The sequence below is a fragment of the Paraburkholderia steynii genome, from assembly GCF_900100565.1.
GTDB classification, from domain to species: Bacteria; Pseudomonadota; Gammaproteobacteria; order Burkholderiales; family Burkholderiaceae; genus Paraburkholderia; species Paraburkholderia terrae.
The window spans coordinates 134,859-158,360 of record NZ_FNDI01000010.1 but is presented as its reverse complement, the minus strand read 5'-3'; the positions used below and the strand labels follow the sequence as shown (position 1 = coordinate 158,360).

The following is a 23,502-nucleotide window of genomic DNA, read 5'->3' as shown; positions in this document are numbered from 1 at the left end:
GGGCGCCGAAACTACAGCAGGCCGTGCTGTTGCAGTTTCTTGCGCAGCGTATTGCGGTTGATGCCGAGATACTCGGCTGCCAGCGACTGATTGCCGCCGGCCTGCTCGAGCACCACCTCGAGCAACGGTTTTTCTACGCACGAAATTACCATGTCGTAGACGTCGTGCGGATTGGAGCCGTCGAGATCCTGAAAATACATCCCCAGGCTATCGCGGACACATTGTTCGATATTGTGCTTGCTCATGCTGCTAGTCGGTCGGTTTGGTCCTGCTCACCGTTATTGTTGACTTCGTTGTCGACGTACACGAGGCGGTCTGAAATCGCCTTTTGCGCGTCGAAGAATTCATTGACGGCGAGCAGTTGTTCGCGCGTCGTGTCCAGCGTATTCATACGATGGCGGAACACGTTGGCGCCAGAAAGGCCGCGAGTGTACCAGCCGATGTGCTTGCGCGCAGTGCGAACGCCTGTAAATTCGCCGTAGAACGCGTAGTGATCCTCCAGATGCTCGTTCATCACCTGCTGGATCTCGTCGATGCGCGGCGCTTCCATCAGCTCGCCCGTCAGCAGGAAATGTTCGATCTCGCGGAAGAGCCACGGGCGCCCCTGGGCGGCGCGGCCGATCATGATGGCATCCGCGCCCGTCGCGGCGAGCACCTCGCGCGCCTTGTGCGGCGACGTAATGTCGCCGTTCGCCACCACAGGAATCTTCACCGCGGCCTTCACGGCGGCAATCGTTTCGTACTCCGCTTCGCCGTGATACAGGTCCGCACGCGTGCGGCCATGCACCGTCAGCATCGAAATGCCGGCGCTTTCGGCGAGGCGCGCGATGGTCAGCGCATTCTTGTTGTCGCGGTCCCAGCCGGTGCGGATTTTCAGCGTGACGGGCACGGCATCCGGACCGACGCCAACGGCATTCACCACGGCTTCGACGATCCGCTGCACGAGCGGCTCGTTCTGCAGCAGCGCTGAACCGGCCGCGACGTTGCAAACCTTCTTGGCCGGGCAGCCCATGTTGATGTCGATGATCTGCGCACCGTTCGCGACGTTGTAGCGCGCGGCCTCGGCCATCATCTGCGGATCGGCGCCCGCGATCTGCACGGCGATCGGCTCGACTTCGCCCGTATGGTTGGCGCGGCGCATCGTCTTTTCGCTTTTCCACAACTGCGCGTTCGACGCGACCATCTCCGACACCGCATAGCCCGCGCCCATGCGCTTGCAGAGTTGGCGGAACGGCCGGTCGGTCACGCCTGCCATCGGGGCGACGAACAGGTTGTTGCGCAGAGTGTGGGAGCCGAGAGTGGGCATAGCGGACATCGGCGGCGAGCGAAGGGTGCGCCAAAACCTTGGAAATCGCGCACCGCACGTACCGCAAAATACGAGGGAAAACCGCTATTTTAGCGTTAACGCGCTGACCCAGATCGAACCGCGTCTGAGGTAACTCATTAAATCTTCTATGAAAGTGGCCGCGCTCATAGAACGGCGGCCACTTCTACGGGATGTCGCAACGCGCTAGCGGCGTTGGCCGAACATCATCTGGCGGGCGAGCGCCGTCTTCACGGGCGGCACGAATTCGAGCGCGGTGAGGGCGAGACCGCGCAGCGCCGCCAGCGGCGGAAAGTCGATGGTGAAAAGGCGCGCGAGCGTGTCGGTGGCACCGATCGTCATGCGGCGGTCGAGCGCGCGGCGCTGCGCGAACGCGATCAGCGCGCTGCGGGTCGCGCCGTAGTGCGAGAGCGCGTCGGCGAGCGCGTGCGCATCGCGCAAGCCGAGGTTCAGCCCCTGGCCGGCGACGGGATGCAGCGTCTGCGCCGCATTGCCGATCGCGACGACGTTGCCCTTGACGAGCGTATCAACGGTGTTCAGCCCGAGCGGGAACGACGCGCGTCCCTTGATTTGCACGAAGCGACCCATCCGGTCGCCGAACTGGGCGCTGAGTTCGCGCAAGAAATCTTCGTCCGGCAATTGCGCGCGACGCACCGCTTCTTCCGGCGCGCAGCACCAGACCAGCGCGTAGTCCGCGCTGCGCACGCCGCCCGTCGGCAGGAGCGCAATCGGACCTTGCGACGTGAATCGTTCCCACGCGACATGCGGCTGCGGCGACGACAGCGTCACCGTGCCGACCAGCGCGGTTTGCCCGTAATCGCGCGTTTCGCCCGAACCCGCCTGCTGTTCGCCGAACAGGCCGCCTTCGGCGTTCACCAGAATGCGCGTGCGCAGCGTGCGTGCGACGTGCGCGCTTTCGATCGGGAGCAGCACGCCGTCGTCTTCGAGTTGCTGCGGCGCCTGTGCTTTTGTCGATTTGAACCAGTGGACGGGCGTCGAGCGCACGGTCGCGGCGAGTGCATGGACGATCGAGCCATAACGCAGCACGTAGCCGAGCGCGGGCAGGCCATGCTCCGAGTGATCGATCAGCGTGCGCCCGAAATGGCCGCGCTGAGAGACGTGAATGCGCTGGATCGCGGTCGCGTCGGACGGCCAGGCGAGCGGCTCGAGAATCATCCGGCTGCCGTGCGATACGGCGATCGCGCGCGGATCGGCAACCGAATCTTCCGGCTCGCGCGCGTCGATCAGCGCCACGTTCAGCTTCTGCGTCGCACTGCGCCGCGCGAGCCAGCCCGCGAGCGCGAGACCGACCGGACCCGCGCCGACGATCGTCACGTCGTAATCGTAGGGCGGGTTGCTCGCAGGGAGGGAGGGCGCGTTGGCCGCCTGGTGGACTTCGCTCATCTTCTTGTCTGTTCCTTGCGCTCAGGCCGCGCCGGCCTTCTGCGCGGGTTGCGCCTGCTGCATCAGCGCTTCGATTTCGTCCGCGTCGACGGGAACGTCGCGCGTAATCAGCTCACAGCCGGTGGCCGTGACGATCGCGTCGTCCTCGATGCGGATGCCGATATTCCAGTACTTTTCGGGCACATCATCGGCGGCGCGGATATAAAGGCCCGGCTCGATCGTCAGCGCCATGCCCGGCTTCAGCGTGCGCCAAGGCAGCGCGCCGGTTTCATCGGCGGGCGCGCCGCGCTCGCGATAGTCGCCCGCGTCATGCACGTCCATGCCGATCCAGTGGCCCGTGCGATGCATATAGAAGCGCGCATACGCACGCTCCTCGATGACTTCATCGACGCCCGCGAACAGATCGCGATTGAGAATGCCCGTGTCGAGCAGCCCTTGCGCGAGCACGCGCACGGCGGCCTGATGCGGCGCGTCGAAGGTCGCGCCCGGTTTGGTTACGTCGATCGCGGCCTTCTGCGCGGCCAGCACGATGTCGTAAAGCTCGCGCTGCGCGGGCGTGAAGCGGCCGCTGGCCGGGAAAGTGCGCGTGATGTCGGACGCGTAACCGTCGAGTTCGCACGCCGCGTCGATCAGGATCAGATCGCCGTCCTGCGCAGCCGCGTTGCCGGCCGGGTAGTGCAGCACGCACGCGTTCGCGCCCGCGGCGACGATCGAGCCGTACGCCGGCGCTTGCGCGCCGTGCTTGCGGAACGTGTACAGCAGTTCGGCTTCGAGCTCGTATTCGCGCACGCCGGGGCGGCATGCCGCCATCGCATGACGGTGCGCCTGCGCGGAGATCGCGGCGGCGCGTCGCATGATCGCGAGTTCGTGGTCGTCCTTCACGAGGCGCATCTCATCGAGCAGCGGCATCAGATCATGCACCGCCGACGGCGCGAGCACGCCGCTTCTGCCCTGCATGCGCACCGCGTCGAGCCACTGGCGCACCTTGCCGTCGAACTGTTCCGACGCGCCGAGCGCGTAGTGCAGCGCCGGCTTGTCGGCGATGATGCGCGGCAACTGCGTGTCGATCTCTTCGAAGGCAAAGGCCGCGTCGAAGCCGAATGCTTCGCGCGCGCCTTCCGGACCGAAGCGGAAGCCTTCCCATGTCTCGCGCTCCGCGTTCTTCGCGCGGCAGAACAGGATCGCCGCGGGCTCGTCCTGCTTCGCGCTCGCGTCGAGCACGAGCATCGCTTCCGGTTCGGTGAAGCCCGTCAGATAGTAGAAGTAGCTGTCGTGCCGGTACGGATAGTCGGCGTCGCGGTTGCGCAGCACTTCGGGCGCGGTCGGGACGATTGCGACGCCGCCGCCCGTCGCGCGCAGCGCATCGAGCACGCGCGCGCGGCGCTGGCGGTAGATATCGGTTGCCGGAGTCAGATCGGTCATGAGTGCGGTCGGCGGTTCATCGTGCGTGGTGGAGGGCGGTGCGGCGGGCGAGATCATTCACCGCGCGGCAATGTTGCGATTGTATCGCCCTACGGGAAACGCTTCCGGGTCGCCAGTGACCGCGCGGGCCGGGCAATCCGGCGGCGCATCGAAACGCCGGGCGCGGGTCGGGATACACGCGGGGCGCCTCGGCGAACGCATCGTGCGGCGCCTTGGCTATCAGGCCAGGTAGACGGTCCCGCGCCCGCACGGCATTGTTGCAATCTGTCTACAACCCGCGCGGCGGCGGGGCGAAGCGCGGCGCGCAGCGCACGGAAAACCTTCCAGCGCCCGCCGGCGCACTTATACTTTCGCCCAATTTCAATCCAAGGCAGGATGTAATGAAACTCATCGGTTCGCTGTCGAGCCCATTTGTCCGCAAGGCGCGGATCGTGCTCGCCGAAAAGAAAATCGACTACAAGCTCGAACTCGAAAACGTCTGGGCCGACGACACGGCGATCCACGACTTCAACCCGATCGGCAAGGTGCCGTGTCTCGTGATGGAAGACGGCGCGGCCGTGTTCGATTCGCGCGTGATCTGCGAATACGTCGACACGCTGTCGCCCGTGTGCAAGCTCGTGCCGCAGTCGGGCCGCGAACGCGTCGAGGTGCGCTGCTGGGAAGCGCTGGCGGACGGCATCATGGACGCCGCCGTGTTGATCCGCCTCGAAGGCGTGCTGCGTGAAGAGGCGCATCGCAGCGAATCGTGGGTTGCGCGTCAGCGTCACAAGATCGACGATGGCCTGATCGCGATGGCGCAAGGTCTCGCCGCGAAGGCCTGGTGCGCGGGCAATCACTACACGCTCGCCGACGTGGCCGTCGGCTGCGCGCTGGGCTATCTGGACTTCCGCATGCCGCAGCTCAACTGGCGCGAGCAGCATCCGAATCTCGACAAGCACTATCAGAAGCTGTCGCTGCGTCAGTCGTTTATCGACACCGTATTGACCTGATCCGCGCCCCCGGCGATTCATCGCGCATCGAAACGCCGCGCGCGTATCGCTTGAGCGTGACGGAGTGTTAAGAAAGCTTTCGTTTTCCACGAAAATACCTTTCGATATGTTAAAAAGTGCCTGCCTGTCAGGCGCTTTTTCTTTGGGCGTCAGTCCGGATGAAACCCGCCGCGGCGCGTGCGTTCGCGGTATGAGGCGGGGGCGCCCAGGCGCTCGCACGACCATCGATCACATCGTCAAAGGGACGTTCGTCATGAAAGCGATCCGCGTTGCTCTCGCCGCCGCCGCGTGCGGTGTGCTCGCCGCCTGTTCGGGGATGAGCCTCGATCCCAACACCCTCGTTCAGTCCGGCACGCAGGCCGTGCAGGCTGCGTCGCTCACCGACACCGACGTGCGCACGCTGTCCGACAAATCGTGCGCGCAGCTGGACGCGGAAAACAAGATTGCGCCCGCCGGCAGCCCATACACGAAGCGCCTGAACAAGATCGCCGCGCAGCTCGGCGACAACATCAACGGCGTGCCTGTCAACTACAAGGTCTACCTCACGAAGGACGTGAATGCGTGGGCGATGGCGAACGGTTGCGTGCGTGTCTATAGCGGTTTGATGGACATGATGACGGACGACGAAGTACGCGGCGTGGTCGGTCACGAGATGGGGCACGTCGCGCTCGGCCATACGAAGAAGGCGATGCAGGTCGCGTATGCGACGTCAGCGCTGCGCTCGGTGGCGTCGTCGACGGGCGGCGTCACGGCCGCGATCTCGTCGTCGCAACTTGGGGATTTCTCCGAGAAGCTGATCAACGCGCAGTTCTCGCAGTCGCAGGAGTCGGCGGCGGACGACTATTCGTTCGATATCCAGAAGAAGAAAGGTCAGGACCCGGCTGGGCTCGTTACTGCGTTCAATAAGCTGGCCAAGCTTGATGGTGGGAAGTCGAGTATGTTGAGTTCGCATCCGGCGTCGGCGGCGCGGGCGCAACATATCCAGCAACGGATTGCTGCGAATAAGTAACCGGATCAGGGATTTGTTTTTGCTTGCGCAGGCGGGGTGGTTTGCTTGTGTTTTCGCTGGCATCCGCGAGTTGTTATCTAGCTTCAAGCGTCGCCCCTGTGCGGGGCGGCACCTACTTTTCTTTGCCGCCGCAAAGAAAAGTAGGCAAAAGAAAGCGGCTAACACCGCCAATTCTTGTTCTTGCCTGAGGGCCCCCAACCGGTCCCTCGCTTCACACGGCAACCACGTGACGCATGCTTGTTGCCAACGCTTCGAATGAGCGCCTCACCCGCTTCACGCAATCGCCGTGCGGCATGCCGTGCCAGATATCTCACCGCCGCCCAGGTGGCAAACTGTGTGTAGGCTTTCGCGCCATACCCGCATCACTCCGGACTGAGTAGCAAGATTGGTGTTTCTGGTAAGAGCGCTGACCTTTGCGGTGCGACAACCTACACACAGTTTGCCACCTGGGCGGCACAAACCATTCGCTGCCGCTAGATCTTGTTCGGGTGTTTGAAGTGGGTGAGGCGCTCATTCAGCGCGTTGGCAACGAACGCGAACAGAAATGCTGCCGTGTGAAGCGTAAGAGCCTTTGGGGGCCCTCAGGCAAGAAGAAATGTTGGCGGTGTTAGCCGCTTTCTTTTGCCTACTTTTCTTTGCGGCGGCAAAGAAAAGTAGGTGCCGCCCCGCACAGGGGCGACGCCTGAACGGCAAACACCGTAACGCGGACGCCGGCGAAAACACGGGCAAACAACCCAGCGTCGCAGACAACCAAAAGCAGGTGCCGCCCCGCACAGGGGCAACACTAGCAAACCAGAAGCAAACCGCGGATGCCCGCCAAAAAAAACGTCACACAACAACCGGCTCAAGTTCCGGCGCAAACGAATCACTGCGCGCCACTGGCCACCATTTCTCATACAACGTATAGCGATACTGCCCAACCAGCAGATCGCCAGGTTCAAGATACTTGAGCAAATCCGACATCAACCGCACTTCATACGATGACACCCGCCGCACGATGTGATGCGCGCGCAGATCGGCGGGATGCCGCAGGCCAGCGGCCTGGATGATCTCCTGCAGCGCATGCAGCGTGTTGTGATGGAAGTTGAACACGCGGTCCGACTTGTCGGTGACGATCAGCGCGCGCTGGCGCACCGGGTCCTGCGTCGCGACGCCCGTCGGACAGCGTCCCGTGTGACACGTCTGCGCCTGAATACACCCAACCGCGAACATGAACCCGCGCGCCGCATTCACCCAGTCGGCCCCAATCGCAAGCGTCTTCGCGATATCGAAAGCCGTGATCATCTTGCCGCTCGCGCCAATGCGAATCTTGTCGCGCAAGCCGACGCCAACTAACGTGTTATGCACGAGCAGCAACCCTTCCTGCAGCGGCACGCCGATGTGATCGGTGAATTCCAGCGGCGCCGCGCCCGTGCCGCCTTCCGCGCCGTCGACGACGATGAAGTCCGGCAGGATGCCCGTCTCCAGCATCGCCTTGGCAATGCCAAAAAATTCCCACGGATGCCCGATGCACAGCTTGAAGCCCGTCGGCTTGCCGCCCGACAGGTTGCGCAGACGCTCGACAAATTCGAGCAGCTCACGCGGCGTCGAGAATTCCGAGTGCGTAGCGGGCGAGATGCAGTCGCGGCCCATCGGCACGCCGCGCGTTTCGGAAATTTCGGGCGTGATCTTCGCAGCGGGCAGCACACCGCCGTGACCCGGCTTTGCGCCTTGCGACAGCTTCACCTCGATCATCTTCACTTGCGGCTCGCTCGCCTGCTTCGCGAACTTGTCGGCGTTGAACGTGCCGTCGTCGTTGCGGCAGCCGAAGTAGCCCGACGCGATTTCCCAGATGATGTCGCCGCCGTGCTCGCGGTGATACTTCGACATTGAGCCTTCGCCCGTGTCGTGCGCGAAGTTGCCTTTCTTCGCGCCGAGGTTCAGCGCGAGAATCGCGTTCGCCGACAGCGAGCCGAAGCTCATCGCGGAGATGTTGAAAATCGACATCGAATATGGCTGCGCGCGGTTCGCGCCGACCACGACGCGAAAGTCGTGACCGTCGAGCTTCGTCGGCACGAGCGAATGGCTGATGAATTCGTGGCCTGTCGCTTTCACGTCCATTTCCGTGCCGTAAGGGCGGCTGTCGACTTCATTCTTCGCGCGCTGATAGACGATGCTGCGTTGCGCGCGCGAGAACGGCTTCTCTTCCGTATCGTCTTCGACGAAATACTGGCGGATCTCAGGCCGGATGAACTCGAACAGGAAGCGGAAATGCCCCCACAGCGGATAGTTGCGCAGGATCGCGTGGCGCTCCTGCGTCAGATCGTAGGCGCCGAGCGCGACCAGCAGCACGGGCACGATGATCCACAGCCATGCGATGTGACCGGTTGCCGCGAGCGCGGCGCAGGCCGCGAGCAGCAGGATGGCACACCACATCGCCAGATAACGTCGAGAAAACATGACAACTCCATTGCGGTGAATTCATCGCAGCGGAAGCATCCGGCGCGGAGGGCGTCGGGGTCTTCTCGTGAAAACAGCGGGCGTCCGTGGGGATGGATCGCGCTGCGAACGGTACGGCGGGTTGTTCTTGCCCAGTTAACGGCCTGTTTGCCGGAACATGAAGCGAACCGTAAGCGCGCCGAAACGCGGGCGGCAGGACAACCGTCGCCCGGAAGATACAACGAAGCGGGAATCAGTGCAGCGATGTCTGCGGGAAAAGCTCGCGGATCGTGCCCGCGAGCCTTTCCCCGCGGGGCTCAGCGCGCGGTCAGCAGCGCCGCTTTCTGAGGCTGGCGGACGACCGGCTGCGCGGTGGCCGCGTGCTCGATGATGCCGCCGCCGAGGCACACGTCGCCATCGTAGAGCACGGCCGATTGCCCCGGTGTGACAGCCCATTGGGCGTCGGCGAAATGAAGGGAAAAGAGCGCGTTCTTGTCGGCGCCGTCGGCAGCGCCGAACGTGCATGCCGCATCGGCCTGGCGATAGCGTGTCTTCGCCGCGCACGCATGGCCTTCCTCGGGCGCGTGGCCCGCGACCCAGCTCGTGTTGCCCGCCGTCAGCGTATGGCTCAGCAGCCACGGATGATCGTGGCCCTGCGCGACATACAGCGTGTTCGACGCGATGTCCTTGCCCGCGACGAACCACGGCTCGCCGCTGCCGTCCTTGCTGCCGCCGAGGCCGATGCCCTTGCGCTGTCCGAACGTGTAGAACGCGAGGCCGATGTGTTCGCCGACCGTCTTGCCTTCGGTGGTTTTCATTGGGCCGGGTTTGGTTGGCAGATAGCGGTTCAGGAAGTCGCGGAACGGCCGTTCGCCGATAAAGCAGATGCCCGTCGAGTCCTTCTTCTTCGCGTTCGGCAGGCCGATCTGCTCGGCGATCTCGCGGACCTTCTTCTTCGGGATTTCGCCGAGCGGGAACAGTGTCTTCGACAGTTGCGCCTGATTCAGGCGATGCAGGAAGTACGACTGGTCCTTCGTGTGATCGAACGCCTTGAGCAGCTCGAAACGGCCGTCGATTTCGCGCACGCGCGCGTAGTGGCCCGTCGCGATGGTTTCCGCGCCGAGCGACATCGCGTGATCGAGGAACGCCTTGAACTTGATCTCAGCGTTGCACAGCACGTCCGGGTTCGGCGTGCGGCCCGCCGAATATTCGCGCAAGAATTCGGCGAATACGCGGTCCTTGTATTCGGCCGCGAAGTTCACCGCTTCGACGTCGATGCCGATCAGGTCCGCAACCGACACGACGTCGATCCAGTCCTGACGCGTCGAACAGTATTCGCTGTCGTCGTCGTCTTCCCAGTTCTTCATGAACAGGCCGACCACGTCGTAACCCTGTTCCTTCAGCAGCCATGCCGTGACGGACGAATCGACGCCGCCCGACATGCCTACCACCACTTTCTGTTTGCTCATGTGACTCTGCCTGACTGCTCTTTGTCGTGCCGAAGCACGCGTTCTATCGGGAGGGCCCGACCGAATGCGTTTGCACGAAGTCGAGCGGGAAACGCCGGCCCGCGAGGTAATCGTCGATACATTGCATCACGAGCGGCGTGCGATGCCGCTCGGGACACGCGCGCAACTCGTCGGCGGTCATCCAGACGGTGCGGACGATATCGGGATCGAGCGCGCGGGCCTCTGGAGGTTCGCTATCCGTCGAGCCGCAATACGTGAAGCGCAGATACGTGACGCCATCCTGCGGGCCATCGACGGTGTCGGGCCGGCTGAAATGCGTCATGTAGACGCCGACCAGCGCCGCGGGCACGAATGACTGCGCCGTCTCTTCGAGCGTTTCGCGGATAACGGCTTGCATCAGTGACTCGCCCGCTTCCAGATGCCCGGCGGGCTGGTTCAGTCGCAGCCCGGCGGGCGTATGTTCTTCGACCAGCAGGAAGCGCCCATCGCGTTCGACGACGGCCGCCACCGTGACATGCGGAGCCCAGGTTTCCGGTTTCATGGGACGGCATTTTACCGTTTATGGCCGGGGCTTGCCGGCGCCTGCGAAGAATGGACCGCCTCGCTCTAGCACATATCGATGCAAAAGGCACGGAAAGACACGAGGATCGTGTTCCTGAATACCGGGATCGTTACCAATTTCGATCCGCCCCTAGGTTTCGGTTAAAGTGGACCTCGTGGCTGAAGCCCCAGCCGTGCGTAGCCGTTGCACTTGCCTTTTGCATTGCCGGCGTTGCCCTTCGTCGGCGATTCCAGATTTTCATAACAGGATGGTCGAGGAGGATTCACGATGCACATCGGAGTGCCAGCCGAGACGCGGCCGTACGAAACACGCGTCGCCGCGACGCCCGAGACGGTCAAGAAGTACGTGTCGCAGGGCCACAGGGTTACCGTACAGAGCGGCGCAGGAACGGCCGCGAGCTATCTGGACGACGCGTACGCAGCTGCGGGCGCAGAACTCGTCGATGCGCCGACCGCGTTCGGCGCAGAGATCGTTCTCAAGGTTCAAAGCCCCACCGATTCAGAACTCCCGCTTCTTAAACGAGGTGCGGTGCTGGTCGGCATGCTGGAGCCGTTTAATGCCGAGAACGCATCAAAGCTTGCAGCCGCAGGCATAACTGCGTTCGCGCTCGAAGCCGCGCCGCGCACAACGCGTGCGCAAAGCCTCGACGTACTGTCGTCTCAAGCCAACATTGCGGGGTACAAAGCGGTCTTGCTCGCCGCCGATCTTTACCCGCGCTTCATGCCGATGCTGATGACGGCGGCAGGCACCGTGAAAGCGGCGCGTGTGCTGATTCTCGGCGCGGGCGTCGCCGGTTTGCAGGCGATCGCGACCGCGAAGCGCCTTGGCGCCGTGATCGAAGCGTCGGACGTGCGTCCTGCCGTGAAGGAGCAGATCGAGTCGCTGGGCGGCAAATTCCTCGATGTGCCTTACGAAACCGATGAGGAACGCGAAGCGGCCGTTGGCGTCGGCGGCTACGCGCGGCCGATGCCGCCCTCGTGGCTCGCGCGCCAGTCTGCGCTGGTTCACGAGCGGGCGAAGCAGGCCGACATCGTGATCTCCACCGCGCTGATTCCCGGCCGTGCCGCGCCGACCTTGATCTCCGTTGAAACCGTGCAGGCGATGAAACCGGGCACGGTTCTCATCGACCTCGCAGCAGGACGCGGCCCCGAGTATGAAGGGCAGCGTGGCGGCAACTGTCCGCTGACGGAAGCCGACAAGGTCGTCGTCAAGCATGGCGTGACGATCGCGGGGTATACGAACCTCGCGTCGATGGTCGCGTCGGATGCTTCGGCACTGTACGCACGCAATCTGCTCGACTTCATGAAGCTGATCTTCACGAAGGAAGGCGCGCTCAATATCGATCTCGCGGACGACATCGTCGCGGCCACGCTGCTGGCCCGTGACGGCGAAGTCACGCGCAAGGCATAAGGAGACGGGTGATGGAAGTCATCAACCATACAGTGATCAACCTGATCATTTTCGTGCTGGCGATCTACGTCGGCTACCACGTCGTCTGGAACGTGACGCCGGCGCTGCATACGCCGCTGATGGCCGTGACGAATGCGATTTCGGCGATTGTCATTGTCGGCGCGATGCTCGCAGCGGGCCTGACGGTCGGCGGCACGGGCAAGTTCTTCGGCACGGTTGCCGTCGCGCTTGCGGCGGTGAATGTGTTCGGCGGGTTCCTCGTGACCAGGCGAATGCTGGAGATGTTCAAGAAGAAGGAGCCGAAGAAGATCGCGGCACCCGGTGGTTCGAAGGAGGGTGCGTAAATGAGCCTCAACGTCGTTACGCTCCTTTATCTGATCGCCTCCGTCTGCTTCATCCAGGCGCTCAAGGGGCTGTCCAATCCGAAGACAGCGCGCACGGGCAACATGTTCGGCATGGTCGGCATGGCGATCGCCATTCTGACGACCGTCGCGCTGATCTCGAAGCAGGCGGCCGCGCTCGGCTCGAATCTGTCGCTGGGTCTTTCGCTGGTGTTCGTTGCGCTGGTTGTCGGTGGCGGGATCGGTGCGTTTGTCGCCGCGCGCGTCGAGATGACGAAGATGCCGGAACTGGTCGCGGCGATGCACTCGCTGATCGGTATGGCTGCCGTGTGTATCGCGTATGCGGTGGTGTCGGAACCGGCTGCGTTCGGCCTCGGCGCCGAGGAAGGCATTCCGGGCTTCCTGCCGTATGGCAACCGGATCGAACTGTTTATCGGCACGTTCGTTGGCGCGATTACGTTTAGCGGTTCGGTGATCGCGTTCGGCAAGCTGTCGGGCAAATACAAGTTCCGGCTCTTCCAGGGCGCGCCTGTCGTTTATGCGGGCCAGCATCTGATCAACCTGCTGCTTGCGCTCGCGATGATCGGCTTCGGCGTGATCTTCTTCCTCACGCAATCGTGGCTGCCGTTCATCATCATGACGTTGATCGCGTTTGCGCTGGGCGTGCTGATCATCATCCCGATCGGCGGTGCGGACATGCCCGTCGTCGTGTCGATGCTGAACTCGTACTCGGGCTGGGCGGCGGCGGGCATTGGCTTCTCGCTGAACAACGCGATGCTAATTATTGCCGGTTCTCTTGTTGGTTCTTCGGGTGCGATTCTGTCGTACATCATGTGCAAGGCGATGAACCGCTCGTTCTTCAATGTGATTCTCGGCGGCTTCGGCGGCGAAGCGAGCGCGGCGACGGCGGGTGGATCGGCGGAGCAGCGGCCTGTGAAGTCGGGGTCGGCGGAAGATGCGTCGTTCATGCTGGGCAATGCTGAGACCGTTGTGATCGTGCCGGGTTATGGGCTGGCCGTTGCACGCGCTCAACATGCGCTGAAGGAACTGACCGATCTGCTGATCGAGAAGGGCGTGGATGTGAAGTATGCGATTCACCCTGTTGCCGGGCGTATGCCTGGGCATATGAACGTGCTGCTGGCGGAAGCTGAAGTGCCGTATGAGATTGTCCATGAGATGGAGGATATCAACGGCGAGTTTGGCCAGGTCGATGTGGTTCTTGTGCTTGGGGCGAATGACGTTGTTAATCCTGCGGCCAAGACCGATCCGAAGTCGCCGATCGCTGGTATGCCCATTATTGAGGCCTATAAGGCCCGGACTGTTATCGTGAATAAACGCTCGATGGCGGCGGGGTATGCCGGGCTCGATAATGATCTGTTCTATATGGACAAGACCATGATGGTGTTTGGGGATGCCAAGAAGGTGATTGAGGATATGGTCAAGTCTGTCGATTGAGGTTGGGCTTTACGCGGAGGCGCTTGGTTTTTTTGCGCCTTCGCAGTTTGCTTGGTGGTTCTGGCTTTTGTGCTGGCATCCGTGTTATGCCTTCGTGTTTCAGGCTTTGCCGTTCGGTGTTTTGGCCTTTGCGCTGGCATCCGCGCTGTGCCTTCGTGCTTCAAACGTCGCCCCTGTGCGGGGCGGCACCTACTTTTCTTTGCCGCCGCAAAGAAAAGTAGGCAAAAGAAAGCGGCTAACACCGCCAACATTTCTCCCTGCCTGAGGGCCCCCAACCGGTCCCTCACTTCACACGGCAATCACGTGACCCACGTCCGTTGCCAACGCTCTGAATAAGCGCCTCACCCGCTTCACGCACCCGCGTCGGAGTACGCCGTGCCAGCTATTCCTCCGCCGCCCAGGTGGCAAACTGTGTGTAGGCGTTCGCACCATAAACGCACCACTCCGGACCGATAGGGCACGCGCACCGCCCTTTAAGAACGCCAAGCTATACGCCGCGACAACCTACACACAGTTTGCCACCTGGGCGGCACAAACCATTCGCTGCCGCTAGCTTTTCTGCGGGTGTTTGAAGTGGGTGAGGCGATCATTCGAAGCGTTGGCAACTAACGCGAACAAGGACGTTGCCGTGTGAAGCGTAAGACCCGTTGGGGGCCCTCAGGCAGGAACTAGCACTGGCGGTGTTAGCCGCTTTCTTTTGCCTACTTTTCTTTGCGGCGGCAAAGAAAAGTAGGTGCCGCCCCGCACAGGGGCGACGCTTGAACGGCAAACACCATAACGCGGATGCCAGCGCGAAGGCCAAAAAACACCGAATGGCATCGCCCGTGCCGCGCAGCCGCTCACCGAGCCTTCACCCCAATACTCCGCATAAAATCCGCAAGCCGCCTCCCTTCGACATCAGGAAACGGCTCCAGCACATCAAGCTGGCCAATATTCGTAAGTGCGAAATGTCGAAAATCCCCCCGCAACTCGCACCACGCGCCGAGCGTAAACCTCGCCCCCCAAAAAGCAAGAGCAAGCGGCCAAACCCGCCGCTGCGTCGCGGCGCCATGCCGATCCTGATACGCAAAACTGACAACATGCCGCGAATCAATCGCACGATGCAGCGTATCGACAATCACCGACACATTCCCATCGACATGAAACGACGGCGCAAAGAACGCCAGCCTGTCAATAGTGGCCCGCTTGTCAGCGGGCATAGCCGAGGCAATCTTCGCCAGCGCGCCGCGCGCACCCGCCGCCATACTCTCGCCGCCCCATGATTCCAGCATCCGCGCGCCCGCAGCAAGCGCCATCAACTCGTCAGCGGTGAAGGTGAGCGGCGGCAAACTCGCGCTGCGGCTCAAGCGATACCCAATGCCCGGTTCCCCTTCGATCGGCACGCCCGACAACTGCAAATCCTGCACATCGCGATAAACGGTGCGCAGCGACACGTGCAGCCAATCGGCCAGTTGCTGAGCGGTCGTGAGCCGCCGGCCGCGCAACAGTTCGGCGATCTGGAACAGGCGGTCGGCGCGACGCGTCATCGTGGGGGTCTCCCGGAAATAGACGGGGAATCTCCCGCGATGATAGCGCCGCACGACGCACTCCCGCCGCGTTGCCCGTTACTTCACGCGTTGGTCTTCGAATGCAGGCCGATGCGATTGCCTTCGGTGTCGGTGAAAAAGCCAATCCAGCCGATATCGTGCGGCAACTGCACGGCAGGGCCTTCGACCTTGCCGCCAGCGCGCTTCACGCGTTCGAGCGTCGCGTTGACGGTCGGGCGCGCGTCCAGATAAACGAGCGAACCCGTTTGCGACGGTTCGAGCGTCGGGCTCTGCACGATACAGCCGCCCGTCGACGGCTCGTCGTAACTGAAGACGGCCATTGGCATGCCGAAATCTTCGCGGCGCAGTTTCGTATCGAGCGCGGCCTCGTAGAAGCGCACGGCGCGTTCGAAATCGACGGAAGGAATCTCGAACCACGCGATGGCGCGATTGATTTGTGCTGACATGACGTTCTCCTGTTGATGGCGGTGAGCCGTGTGTGTCGCCGGATGGCGTAGGAGAAGTGTGCGGGCGGGCTACTGACAGCGTTCTGTCAGTAGCGTTGAGGAAGTCATCAGAAACGCGAACAACAAAAAAGCGGGCATTGAGCCCGCTTCTCTTGCAACCGGCAATCCAAAAACTCGCCGTTTACTCCTTCGGCGCATCGGCCGCCGGCCTTTGCCTGACGCTGCCCGCAATCAGATCAAAGCGGAACAGCCGGCATTCGAGCGCGCCATTGAACAACGGCGTCTTTGTCGACTCCCGCAACCGCATTTGCCCCGGCAGCTTCCGGTCCGACGTCAGCACGAACGCGTGCCACCCGGTAAAGCGCTTCTTGAGCGCATCCCCGAACGACTGGAAGAACTCCGTCATGTCGGGCGCTTCTTCGCTCTCCACGCGACGGAAGCCGCCTTCTTCGCGCCCAGTATTGCGAATCTCGCCCCGCGGACCTCGCACTTCGATCCGCTCGCCGTAAGGCGGATTCGCAACGAGAATGCCCGCTTCGCCCGCAGGCGGCATCATGTTGCGCGCATCGATCTGCTTCAACGGCAGCGCCGGAAAACCAGCGCGTTCGAAGTTCGCGCGCGCCTTCTGGAGCATGTTGTCGGAAATATCGCTGCCAAAGATCAGCAGATCGCCGCGGCCCGCGCGTGCCGCGCGCTTCGCGTCCTGCGCGGCGACTTTCAGCGTCTGCCATGCCGACACGTCGTACTGCTTGAACTTCTCGAAGCCGAAGCGCCGCTCGACGCCCGGTGCAATGTTCAGCGCGACCTGAGCCGCTTCCGCGAGGAACGTGCCGCTGCCGCACATCGGGTCATACAAAGGCGTGCCGGGCGTCCAGCCAGTCAGCCGCAGGATGCCCGCCGCGAGATTCTCGCGCAACGGTGCCGCGCCCTTGTCCAGGCGCCAGCCGCGCTTGAAGAGCGGCTCGCCGGAGGTGTCGAGATAAAGCGTGCAGTCGGTGGCCGTCAGGAACGCGAACACGCGGGCGTCGGGTGAGCCCGTGTCGATGCTCGGGCGCGCGCCTGTCTTGTCGCGCAGACGGTCGCAGATGGCATCCTTCACGCGCAGTGTCGCGAATTCGAGGCTGCGCAGCGGCGACTTGATCGCGGTGACGTCGACGCGCAGCGTCTCGTTCGCCGAGAACCATTGCTCCCAGCTCTGCTCGAGCGCGAGCCCGTAAATGTCCTGCTCGTTGCGATACGGGCGATGCGCGATCTTCAGCAGCACACGGCTCGCGATCCGTGAATGCAGGTTGGCGGCCATGCCGGCTGCCCAGCCGCCCTTGAAATGCACGCCGCCGGGCACCTGCGCGCCAGCCGCGAACGGCGCGCCGTTCAGATGACGCGCGGCGATCTCGGCGAGTTCGGCGGCGAGCGCGGCTTCAAGGCCGCGCGGGCAGGGAATGAAAAATTCGAAGGACATGGAGATTGCCGCATGGCGTTGATTAAGGCGACATTGTACGCGGTCGCCTCGCCTCGCCGTGCCTTGCGGCAAGTATCGCGCGCGGGCGCGATGCGCTACCCGCGCGGCTTGCGTCCGTCAGCCCTTCGTTGCCGTATTCGAGGCTGACGGCGCGGTTGACGGGGCAGCGGACGGCCCCGAGGTCGATGCCGGGCACGTCACAGCCGCGCCGCGCGCCGGCGCCGCCGCGAGATTGCGCACGGCCGCCGCGATTTCCGTCGCAATCCGCTGGACCGCGCGCCGATGCCCTTCGGCAAGCGCGTCGTAGCCGCCCGAAACGGGCTCGCTGACCGCACTGCGGCAAGTCAGCACGGCCTGCGTGCGCACGGCACGCACGCTCCACACGGCGTCGATCTGCGCGCGCGAGCCGGGCCACGATTCGAAGCGCTGCACGTTCACGCTGACGCGATAGACGGGCACACGGTCGGGATACGGCGAGCCGTACACGTCGATCGTGCCCAACTGCTGCGTCAGCGAACTGGACAGCGCCCGGCGGATCTCGTCACCCGGCAGCGACGCCCAGCGTTCCTGTTCGAGCACCTGCACCTGGGTCGGTCCCGTCTGCACGACGAACTGGTTTTTCGCCACTTGCGGCGGCACGTCGACGGGTGGCACTTCGATCAGGAACGCCGGGTTGCTCGCGGTACGCACGGCATCCGGTGACTGGTCGCCTGCAGAGAGCGTGTAGAAGTGGCTCGGCGGCGACGAACACGCGGCCAGCGCGGCAATCAGCAGGGCAGAAAGCGCGGCGGCGCGCATCGTTCGGGGGACGCGTGCAAACGTCATGGCTTGTCTCCTGATTTACCGCGCAGCAACGATTCGGGATGGCGTTCGAGATAGTCCGACAGCGCATTCAGCGACTGCAGCGTGCGCGTCAGTTCCTGCAGCGCCTGATGCACATCGGATTGCAGCGGCGAGTCCTGCTGCAGCGTCGCTTCCGCCGAGCCGAACGTCTGCTTCGCGGCCGCGAGCGTGTCGCGCGTCTGAGGCAGCACTTCCTTGTCGAGCTGCGTGAACAGGTGGTCGGCGTTCTTCAGGGCGGCGTTCAGGTTGTTGCCGATCTGGTCGAACGGCACCTGATCGAGTTTCTTCGCGATATCGGCGATCTGCAGTTGCAGTTCGTCGAGCGAGTTCGGGATCGTCGGCAGTTCGATCGGGTCGCGCGTGACGTCCACGGTTGCCTTCGGCACTTTCGGGAACAGGTCGATCGCCACATACAACTGGCCCGTCAGCAGGTTGCCCGTGCGCAACTGGCCGCGCAGGCCGTGATTGACGAGCGCGAGCAGCATTTTCTGGCTGGCTTCCGTGCCGGATTCGGGCACGGGCTGGCCGCGCGACCGGCGGCGCAGGCGGTCAGGATAGAGATCCATCGTGACGGGCATGTTGAAGTTCTTCGTCTGCGGATCGTATTCGACGCCGATGTTCGTTACCTGGCCGAGCACGATGCCGCGGAAATCGACGGGCGCGCCGACGGACAGCCCGCGCAGCGACTGGTTGAAGTTCATCACGACGCGCACCGGCTCGCCGTCGGGCTCGCGCATCGAGTCGGCTTCGTCGGAGCCGAGGCGGAACGTCATGTTGTTCGGCGCCTGCACGCCGACGGCCTGACCCGGCGGCGACTGGAACGCCAGCCCGCCGACGATCACCGTCGCCAGCGACTGCGTGTTCAGCTTGAAGCCGCCCGAATCGAGCCGCACGTCGACGCCGCTCGCATGCCACCAGCGCGAGTTCGTGCCCACATACTGGTCGAACGGTGCGCTGACGAACACCTGCACCGTGACGCCCGTGCCGTCCTTGTCGAGCGAGAAGCCCGTCACCTGGCCGACCTGCACGCGCCGGTAGAACACGGGCGATCCGATATCGATCGAGCCGAGTGATTCGCCGCGCAGCGTGAACTGATGGCCTTTCTGGTCGACGGTGACGGCGGGCGGCGATTCGAGGCCGACGAACTGCGTCTGCGTTTCCGTCGAGCGTCCACCGTCCACGCCGATGTATGCGCCCGACAGCAGCGTGCCGAGCCCCGACACGCCGCTTGCGCCGATGCGCGGACGCACCACCCAGAAGCGGCTGTCCTTTACCGCGAAATCTTCGGCTTCCTTCGTCAACTGCACTTCGACGTTCACGCGCGAGTGGTTCTTCGCGAGCTTGATGGCCTTCACGAAGCCGATGTCGACGTCCTTGTACTTGACCTTGGTCTTGCCGGGCTCGAGCCCTTCCGCGCTGATGAAGCTGATGTTGATGGTCGGTCCTTTTTCGAGTACCGACTTCACGACCAGTCCGACGCCGATCAACGCCGCGATCAGCGGAATCACCCAGACGAGCGAAGGCAGCCAACCCCGTTTCGTGACGATCTCGGGCTCGGGCACGGGGTCGTTCTTCGGCGGGCCGGAAGGTGGCGTCGGCGCTTGAGGGCTATTCATGTTTCGGGTCCTGAGGTTTTACGGCTTTTCGGCTTGTTTGGGGCGGCGTCGCCAAGGTCTTTGTCCACGTCGTCCCAGATCAGGCGTGGATCGAATTGCATCGAGGCGATCATTGTGAGAATCACGACCGAGCCGAACGCGAGCGCGCCCGGTCCCGCCGTGATGACGGCCAGCGACTTGAAGCGCACCAGCGCGACAGTCAGCGTGATGACGAAGATGTCGAGCATCGACCATCGACCGATGCGTTCGACGATCCGGTACAGCTTGGTGCGTTCGAGCGGCCGCCATGTCGAGTGGCGTTGCGCGGTGATGGTCAGCAGCGCCAGCACCGTGAGCTTGAGCATCGGCACGAGAATGCTCGCGACGAACACGATGATCGCCAGCGGCCAGTCGCCCGATGTCCAGAAGTAGACGACACCGCTCATGATCGTGTCGTCCTCCGTGCCGACCAGCGAGGCCGTGTGCAGCACGGGCAGCAGGTTCGCGGGAATGTAGAGCACGGCGGCTGCGATCAGCAGCGCCCAGGTGCGCATCAGGCTGTCGGGGTTGCGACGGTGCAGGATCGCGCCGCAGCGCGTACAGCGCTGCTCTTTGGTGCGTAAGCGCGGCTGCACGCGCGAGCACGCGTGACAGGCGACCAGACCGGCGCGCGAGGCCGTGGTGTATTTCATCGGCCCGTCATCCCCGGTGCGGTGTGGCCGAACCATCGACGTCCGGTGCGCCTGCCGCGCGATCGTTGCGACCGTCGGGCGTGTCGCTATCCATGTCGCCGCGCGCCTCGTCTTCGCGAGCGTGCCGTTCGCGCCGCGCCTGCAGGACGCCGAGGGTTTCGGCAACATCCCACAGCGTGCGCGGGTCGAACGTGACGACCACGACGAACATCAGCGTGAGCGCACCGAACGCGAACATCGCGGCTTCGGGAATCACGCGCGCGATGCTCACCATTTTCACGATCGTCACCAGCACGCCGAGCATGAAGACTTCGATCATGCCCCACGGGCGCACGAATTGAATCGCGCGCAGCACCTGGTTGAAGAACGGCGGCAGATAGCCGGCGCGGATCGGCAGCAGCAGATAGAGCAGTGCGAGCAGTTCGGTGAGCGGAAAGAGCGTGGTCGAGCAGAACACGATGATGGCGACGATCTGCATGTTTTCGTCCCACAGCGCGACAATGGCGCCGAGCAGACTCGTCTGCGACGTGATGCCGTTGGTCTCCAGTTCGACGATGGGAAAGCCCTGCGCGATCAGGAACGTGATCAGCGCGGCGACCGTCATCGCCGTGATGCCGTCCAGCCGACCCGATGCGCTCCAGTACAGCATCGCGCCGCACCGCTGGCAGCGCGCAATCCGCCCGCGTCCAAGGCGCGGCTTCTGGAACAGCGCGTCGCATTCGTGACAGGCAATCAGGTGGTCATGGTCCATGCAGGCAATCGGGAAACGATGTTGTTGTCGTGGTTGCGGTCGGTGTCTTACAGATTGTTGCCGCGCAAGTGACTCGCACGTCACGGCCCGGGGGCAATAGTATCAAAGCTCGTCGCAGTGAGGCCTTACAGGTGGGTGCGCGGGGCGATGACGGCGGATGCGGTGATCTGCGGCCCGTCGTAGGCTTTGTCCGACAGATGCGGCGCGCATCCGTACAAGCGGGAATAGCAAATTCCGCGCCGCGCGCAAAGCTGTCAGCCAGTTGCCGCTGCATGCGGTACGATGAGCGCCGCGCAGACCGTTGGCGCCGATGCTGGACGCGAGCGGAATAATGGCATCGCCCGGGTCGTTTAACTTTCATGTTGGCGTCGGATCTGTCATGGCACATACCTCTTCGTTTCATTCGTTTTCCGCGCGCGGTTCGTCATACACGTCGACGGCCATCGCGTTGCATTGGCTGATCGCGCTGCTGATCGTCTGCGGATTCGCCCTCGGCTGGGTGATGACGGACATCCCCGGTTTCACGCCGACCAAGCTCAAATACTTTTCGTGGCATAAATGGATCGGCGTGACCGTGTTCGCGCTGGTCATCATCCGCATTCTGTGGCGCGCGACGCATGCCACGCCGCCGATGCCCTCGCACATGCCCAAATGGCAGCGCGGCATCGCGCATCTCACGCACTTCCTGTTGTACGTGCTGATGGTCGTGATCCCCGTGTCGGGCTATCTGTACAGCTCCGCGGCGAACGTGCCTGTCGTCTATCTCGGGCTCGTGCCGCTGCCGCGCCTGATCGCGCCCGATCCGCATCTGAAGGAAGTGTTGAAGTCCGTTCACATCGCGTTGAACTACACGCTGCTCGTGCTGGTCGTGTTGCATGTGCTGGCGGCGCTCAAGCATCAGATTCTCGATCGCGACGGCCTGTTGTCGCGCATGATCCCTTTCCTCAAATAAGGACAAACATGAAGGTATCGTTCTACCGCTACATGCTCGCCGCATTTGCGGCGGCGTCGCTGGCCGCGTCGGGCGGCGCGTTCGCGCAGGTCGACATGGGCAAGAGCACGGTCACGGCGATCTCGAAGCAGATGAACGTGCCCGTCGAAGGCAAGTTCAACAAGTTCACCGCGCAGATTGCGTTCGATCCGGCAAACCCGGCGGCGGGCAGCGCGCAGGTCACGGTCGATACGTCGAGCTACGATCTCGGCGACGAAAGCTATAACGAGCAGGTGCGCGGCAAGGAATGGTTCGATTCGAAAACCTTCCCGACGGCCACTTTCGTCTCGAGCGCGATCGCGCCTGCGGGCACCAACCAGTTCAAGGTGACGGGCAAGCTGACGATGAAAGGCAAGTCGCAGACGGTCGTGGTGCCCGTCACGGTGACGAAGCAGGGCGCCGCGCAGGTGTATGACGGCGCGGTGACCGTCAAGCGGTCGCAGTTCGATATCGGCACGGGGGAATGGAAGGACACGTCGGTGGTCGCTGACGACGTGACGATCAAGTTTCATATCGTCGCCGCAGGCAAGTGATTCGTGGATTCGTAGCAGGCATGCAGACAGAAAAGGAGAATGAATTGAAACCGATGCTTATGATTGTTGCCGGCGCGCTGGCGTCGTCGATGGCGGCAGGCGCATTTGCCGCCGATACCTATCAGCTCGATCCGACGCACACCTATCCGAGCTTCGAAGCGGACCACATGGGCGGCGTGTCGACGTGGCGCGGCAAGTTCACCAAAAGCTCGGGCACGGTGACGCTCGATCGCGCGGCGAAGACGGGTACAGTGGACGTGACCATCGATACGTCTTCGATCCAGATCGGCAACACGAAGCTCGAAGAGCATCTGCGCTCGCCCGATTTCTTCGATGTCGCAAAGTATCCGACGGCGACGTACAAAGGCACCGCGATCAAGTTCGACGGCGATACGCCCGTTGCAGTGGATGGCCAACTCACGATGAAGGGCGTCACGAAGCCGGTGAATCTCAAGATCGACTCGTTCAAATGCATCCAGCATCCCGTGCTCAAGCGTGAGGTGTGCGGCGTGGAGGCGGAGGGCGAATTCAATCGCTCGGACTTTGGGATGGACTTCGGCACCAAATATGGCTTCAGCATGAAAACCGTGCTGCATATCCAGGCGGAAGGCATCAAGCAGTAAAGGTTTGGTTTTTGTGCTACGCAGGCGGTTTGGTTTGCTCGGGTTTGTGCTGGCATCCGCGGTTTGACTTCGTGGCGCGGCCCGTTTGGTGTTTTGGCGTTTGCGCTGGCATCCGCGATTCGTTAGCGTGCTTCAAGCGTCGCCCCTGTGCGGGGCGGCACCTACTTTTCTTTGCCGCCGCAAAGAAAAGTAGGCAAAAGAAAGCGGCTAACACCGCCA

General features: G+C 63.0%; 22 protein-coding genes. 8 read left to right on the top strand and 14 right to left on the bottom strand.

Going from position 1 to position 23,502, the window contains the following annotated elements; all coding sequences use genetic code 11:
• Positions 1–11: 11 nt before the first annotated feature.
• The 4 genes from BLT65_RS19520 to BLT65_RS19505 form a co-directional block, all read right to left on the bottom strand.
• Positions 12–245 carry a Fis family transcriptional regulator gene (locus BLT65_RS19520; protein WP_007587477.1) on the bottom strand — a complete coding sequence of 78 codons (234 nt, stop codon included), beginning with the start codon at positions 243–245 and terminating at the stop codon, positions 12–14.
• Positions 242–1,306, bottom strand: coding sequence for a tRNA dihydrouridine synthase DusB (gene dusB / locus BLT65_RS19515; protein ID WP_007745700.1), 1,065 nt, complete (start codon positions 1,304–1,306; stop codon positions 242–244). The genes BLT65_RS19520 and dusB overlap by 4 nt, the downstream gene beginning before the upstream one ends.
• A gap of 204 nt (positions 1,307–1,510) precedes the next feature.
• Entirely contained in the window at positions 1,511–2,728 is a 1,218-nt protein-coding gene (locus BLT65_RS19510) for a UbiH/UbiF/VisC/COQ6 family ubiquinone biosynthesis hydroxylase (protein WP_042308034.1), read from the bottom strand.
• Between the two features lie 21 nt (positions 2,729–2,749).
• Positions 2,750–4,150, bottom strand: coding sequence for an aminopeptidase P N-terminal domain-containing protein (locus BLT65_RS19505; RefSeq protein WP_091780240.1), 1,401 nt, complete (start codon positions 4,148–4,150; stop codon positions 2,750–2,752).
• Positions 4,151–4,530: 380 nt separating this feature from the next.
• Here BLT65_RS19505 and BLT65_RS19500 point away from each other — a divergent pair, with 380 nt between their 5' ends.
• Together BLT65_RS19500 and loiP are read left to right on the top strand one after the other, a co-directional pair.
• Positions 4,531–5,139 (top strand): glutathione S-transferase N-terminal domain-containing protein, encoded by a 609-nt coding sequence (locus tag BLT65_RS19500; protein WP_042308035.1) that lies wholly within the window; start codon positions 4,531–4,533, stop codon positions 5,137–5,139.
• Positions 5,140–5,392: 253 nt separating this feature from the next.
• Complete coding sequence (gene loiP / locus BLT65_RS19495) at positions 5,393–6,148, top strand: metalloprotease LoiP (protein ID WP_042308036.1); 756 nt, start codon at positions 5,393–5,395, stop codon at positions 6,146–6,148.
• 828 nt (positions 6,149–6,976) lie between these two features.
• Here loiP and BLT65_RS19490 read toward each other — a convergent pair.
• From BLT65_RS19490 to BLT65_RS19480, 3 genes are all read right to left on the bottom strand, one after another.
• A complete protein-coding gene (locus tag BLT65_RS19490) occupies positions 6,977–8,587 on the bottom strand; it encodes an FMN-binding glutamate synthase family protein (protein WP_042317222.1) in 1,611 nt (536 codons plus the stop codon).
• A 296-nt stretch (positions 8,588–8,883) separates the two neighbouring features.
• On the bottom strand, positions 8,884–10,101 hold the full coding sequence (mnmA, locus tag BLT65_RS19485; protein WP_284692583.1) for a tRNA 2-thiouridine(34) synthase MnmA: 1,218 nt from the start codon (positions 10,099–10,101) through the stop codon (positions 8,884–8,886).
• Positions 10,079–10,576 (bottom strand): NUDIX hydrolase, encoded by a 498-nt coding sequence (locus BLT65_RS19480; protein WP_042317227.1) that lies wholly within the window; start codon positions 10,574–10,576, stop codon positions 10,079–10,081. The genes mnmA and BLT65_RS19480 overlap by 23 nt, the downstream gene beginning before the upstream one ends.
• Before the next feature lie 288 nt (positions 10,577–10,864).
• Between BLT65_RS19480 and BLT65_RS19475 the strand changes: the two genes are divergently transcribed.
• From BLT65_RS19475 to BLT65_RS19465, 3 genes are read left to right on the top strand one after another with little or no spacing between them, the layout of a single operon-like run.
• Entirely contained in the window at positions 10,865–12,007 is a 1,143-nt protein-coding gene (locus BLT65_RS19475; RefSeq protein ID WP_042317228.1) for a Re/Si-specific NAD(P)(+) transhydrogenase subunit alpha, read from the top strand.
• An 11-nt stretch (positions 12,008–12,018) separates the two neighbouring features.
• Positions 12,019–12,351 carry an NAD(P) transhydrogenase subunit alpha part 2 gene (locus tag BLT65_RS19470; protein ID WP_042317230.1) on the top strand — a complete coding sequence of 111 codons (333 nt, stop codon included), beginning with the start codon at positions 12,019–12,021 and terminating at the stop codon, positions 12,349–12,351.
• Entirely contained in the window at positions 12,352–13,803 is a 1,452-nt protein-coding gene (locus tag BLT65_RS19465; RefSeq protein WP_042317232.1) for an NAD(P)(+) transhydrogenase (Re/Si-specific) subunit beta, read from the top strand. It begins immediately after the preceding gene.
• 839 nt (positions 13,804–14,642) lie between these two features.
• Here the strand turns inward: BLT65_RS19465 and BLT65_RS19460 are convergent.
• From BLT65_RS19460 to BLT65_RS19430, 7 genes are all read right to left on the bottom strand, one after another.
• Complete coding sequence (locus BLT65_RS19460; RefSeq protein ID WP_425273136.1) at positions 14,643–15,383, bottom strand: helix-turn-helix transcriptional regulator; 741 nt, start codon at positions 15,381–15,383, stop codon at positions 14,643–14,645.
• A gap of 29 nt (positions 15,384–15,412) precedes the next feature.
• A complete protein-coding gene (locus tag BLT65_RS19455) occupies positions 15,413–15,796 on the bottom strand; it encodes a VOC family protein (RefSeq protein ID WP_042313170.1) in 384 nt (127 codons plus the stop codon).
• 181 nt (positions 15,797–15,977) lie between these two features.
• Positions 15,978–17,255 (bottom strand): THUMP domain-containing class I SAM-dependent RNA methyltransferase, encoded by a 1,278-nt coding sequence (locus BLT65_RS19450; RefSeq protein ID WP_091780068.1) that lies wholly within the window; start codon positions 17,253–17,255, stop codon positions 15,978–15,980.
• A 117-nt stretch (positions 17,256–17,372) separates the two neighbouring features.
• Positions 17,373–18,080, bottom strand: coding sequence for a PqiC family protein (locus tag BLT65_RS19445; RefSeq protein ID WP_042313166.1), 708 nt, complete (start codon positions 18,078–18,080; stop codon positions 17,373–17,375).
• Positions 18,077–19,714 carry a PqiB family protein gene (locus BLT65_RS19440; protein ID WP_042313163.1) on the bottom strand — a complete coding sequence of 546 codons (1,638 nt, stop codon included), beginning with the start codon at positions 19,712–19,714 and terminating at the stop codon, positions 18,077–18,079. Before BLT65_RS19440 ends, BLT65_RS19445 begins: the two co-directional genes overlap by 4 nt.
• Positions 19,711–20,385 carry a paraquat-inducible protein A gene (locus BLT65_RS19435; protein WP_091780064.1) on the bottom strand — a complete coding sequence of 225 codons (675 nt, stop codon included), beginning with the start codon at positions 20,383–20,385 and terminating at the stop codon, positions 19,711–19,713. The genes BLT65_RS19440 and BLT65_RS19435 overlap by 4 nt, the downstream gene beginning before the upstream one ends.
• Before the next feature lie 7 nt (positions 20,386–20,392).
• Positions 20,393–21,136, bottom strand: coding sequence for a paraquat-inducible protein A (locus BLT65_RS19430; protein ID WP_042313157.1), 744 nt, complete (start codon positions 21,134–21,136; stop codon positions 20,393–20,395).
• Positions 21,137–21,515: 379 nt separating this feature from the next.
• Between BLT65_RS19430 and BLT65_RS19425 the strand changes: the two genes are divergently transcribed.
• The 3 genes from BLT65_RS19425 to BLT65_RS19415 are packed head-to-tail and all read left to right on the top strand — an operon-like array spanning position 21,516 to position 23,283.
• On the top strand, positions 21,516–22,088 hold the full coding sequence (locus BLT65_RS19425) for a cytochrome b (protein WP_042313154.1): 573 nt from the start codon (positions 21,516–21,518) through the stop codon (positions 22,086–22,088).
• A gap of 8 nt (positions 22,089–22,096) precedes the next feature.
• Positions 22,097–22,660, top strand: coding sequence for a YceI family protein (locus BLT65_RS19420; protein ID WP_091780062.1), 564 nt, complete (start codon positions 22,097–22,099; stop codon positions 22,658–22,660).
• Between the two features lie 53 nt (positions 22,661–22,713).
• Positions 22,714–23,283 carry a YceI family protein gene (locus BLT65_RS19415; RefSeq protein ID WP_042313174.1) on the top strand — a complete coding sequence of 190 codons (570 nt, stop codon included), beginning with the start codon at positions 22,714–22,716 and terminating at the stop codon, positions 23,281–23,283.
• Positions 23,284–23,502 lie beyond the last annotated feature (219 nt).

Coding starts and splice junctions, on each gene's coding strand:
- BLT65_RS19520 (WP_007587477.1), bottom strand. CDS start 245: ATGAGCAAGCACAATATCGAACAATGTGTCCGCGATAGCCTGGGGATG.
- dusB (WP_007745700.1), bottom strand. CDS start 1,306: ATGCCCACTCTCGGCTCCCACACTCTGCGCAACAACCTGTTCGTCGCC.
- BLT65_RS19510 (WP_042308034.1), bottom strand. CDS start 2,728: ATGAGCGAAGTCCACCAGGCGGCCAACGCGCCCTCCCTCCCTGCGAGC.
- BLT65_RS19505 (WP_091780240.1), bottom strand. CDS start 4,150: ATGACCGATCTGACTCCGGCAACCGATATCTACCGCCAGCGCCGCGCG.
- BLT65_RS19500 (WP_042308035.1), top strand. CDS start 4,531: ATGAAACTCATCGGTTCGCTGTCGAGCCCATTTGTCCGCAAGGCGCGG.
- loiP (WP_042308036.1), top strand. CDS start 5,393: ATGAAAGCGATCCGCGTTGCTCTCGCCGCCGCCGCGTGCGGTGTGCTC.
- BLT65_RS19490 (WP_042317222.1), bottom strand. CDS start 8,587: ATGTTTTCTCGACGTTATCTGGCGATGTGGTGTGCCATCCTGCTGCTC.
- BLT65_RS19480 (WP_042317227.1), bottom strand. CDS start 10,576: ATGAAACCGGAAACCTGGGCTCCGCATGTCACGGTGGCGGCCGTCGTC.
- BLT65_RS19475 (WP_042317228.1), top strand. CDS start 10,865: ATGCACATCGGAGTGCCAGCCGAGACGCGGCCGTACGAAACACGCGTC.
- BLT65_RS19470 (WP_042317230.1), top strand. CDS start 12,019: ATGGAAGTCATCAACCATACAGTGATCAACCTGATCATTTTCGTGCTG.
- BLT65_RS19465 (WP_042317232.1), top strand. CDS start 12,352: ATGAGCCTCAACGTCGTTACGCTCCTTTATCTGATCGCCTCCGTCTGC.
- BLT65_RS19455 (WP_042313170.1), bottom strand. CDS start 15,796: ATGTCAGCACAAATCAATCGCGCCATCGCGTGGTTCGAGATTCCTTCC.
- BLT65_RS19450 (WP_091780068.1), bottom strand. CDS start 17,255: ATGTCCTTCGAATTTTTCATTCCCTGCCCGCGCGGCCTTGAAGCCGCG.
- BLT65_RS19445 (WP_042313166.1), bottom strand. CDS start 18,080: ATGACGTTTGCACGCGTCCCCCGAACGATGCGCGCCGCCGCGCTTTCT.
- BLT65_RS19440 (WP_042313163.1), bottom strand. CDS start 19,714: ATGAATAGCCCTCAAGCGCCGACGCCACCTTCCGGCCCGCCGAAGAAC.
- BLT65_RS19435 (WP_091780064.1), bottom strand. CDS start 20,385: ATGAAATACACCACGGCCTCGCGCGCCGGTCTGGTCGCCTGTCACGCG.
- BLT65_RS19430 (WP_042313157.1), bottom strand. CDS start 21,136: ATGGACCATGACCACCTGATTGCCTGTCACGAATGCGACGCGCTGTTC.
- BLT65_RS19425 (WP_042313154.1), top strand. CDS start 21,516: ATGGCACATACCTCTTCGTTTCATTCGTTTTCCGCGCGCGGTTCGTCA.
- BLT65_RS19420 (WP_091780062.1), top strand. CDS start 22,097: ATGAAGGTATCGTTCTACCGCTACATGCTCGCCGCATTTGCGGCGGCG.
- BLT65_RS19415 (WP_042313174.1), top strand. CDS start 22,714: ATGCTTATGATTGTTGCCGGCGCGCTGGCGTCGTCGATGGCGGCAGGC.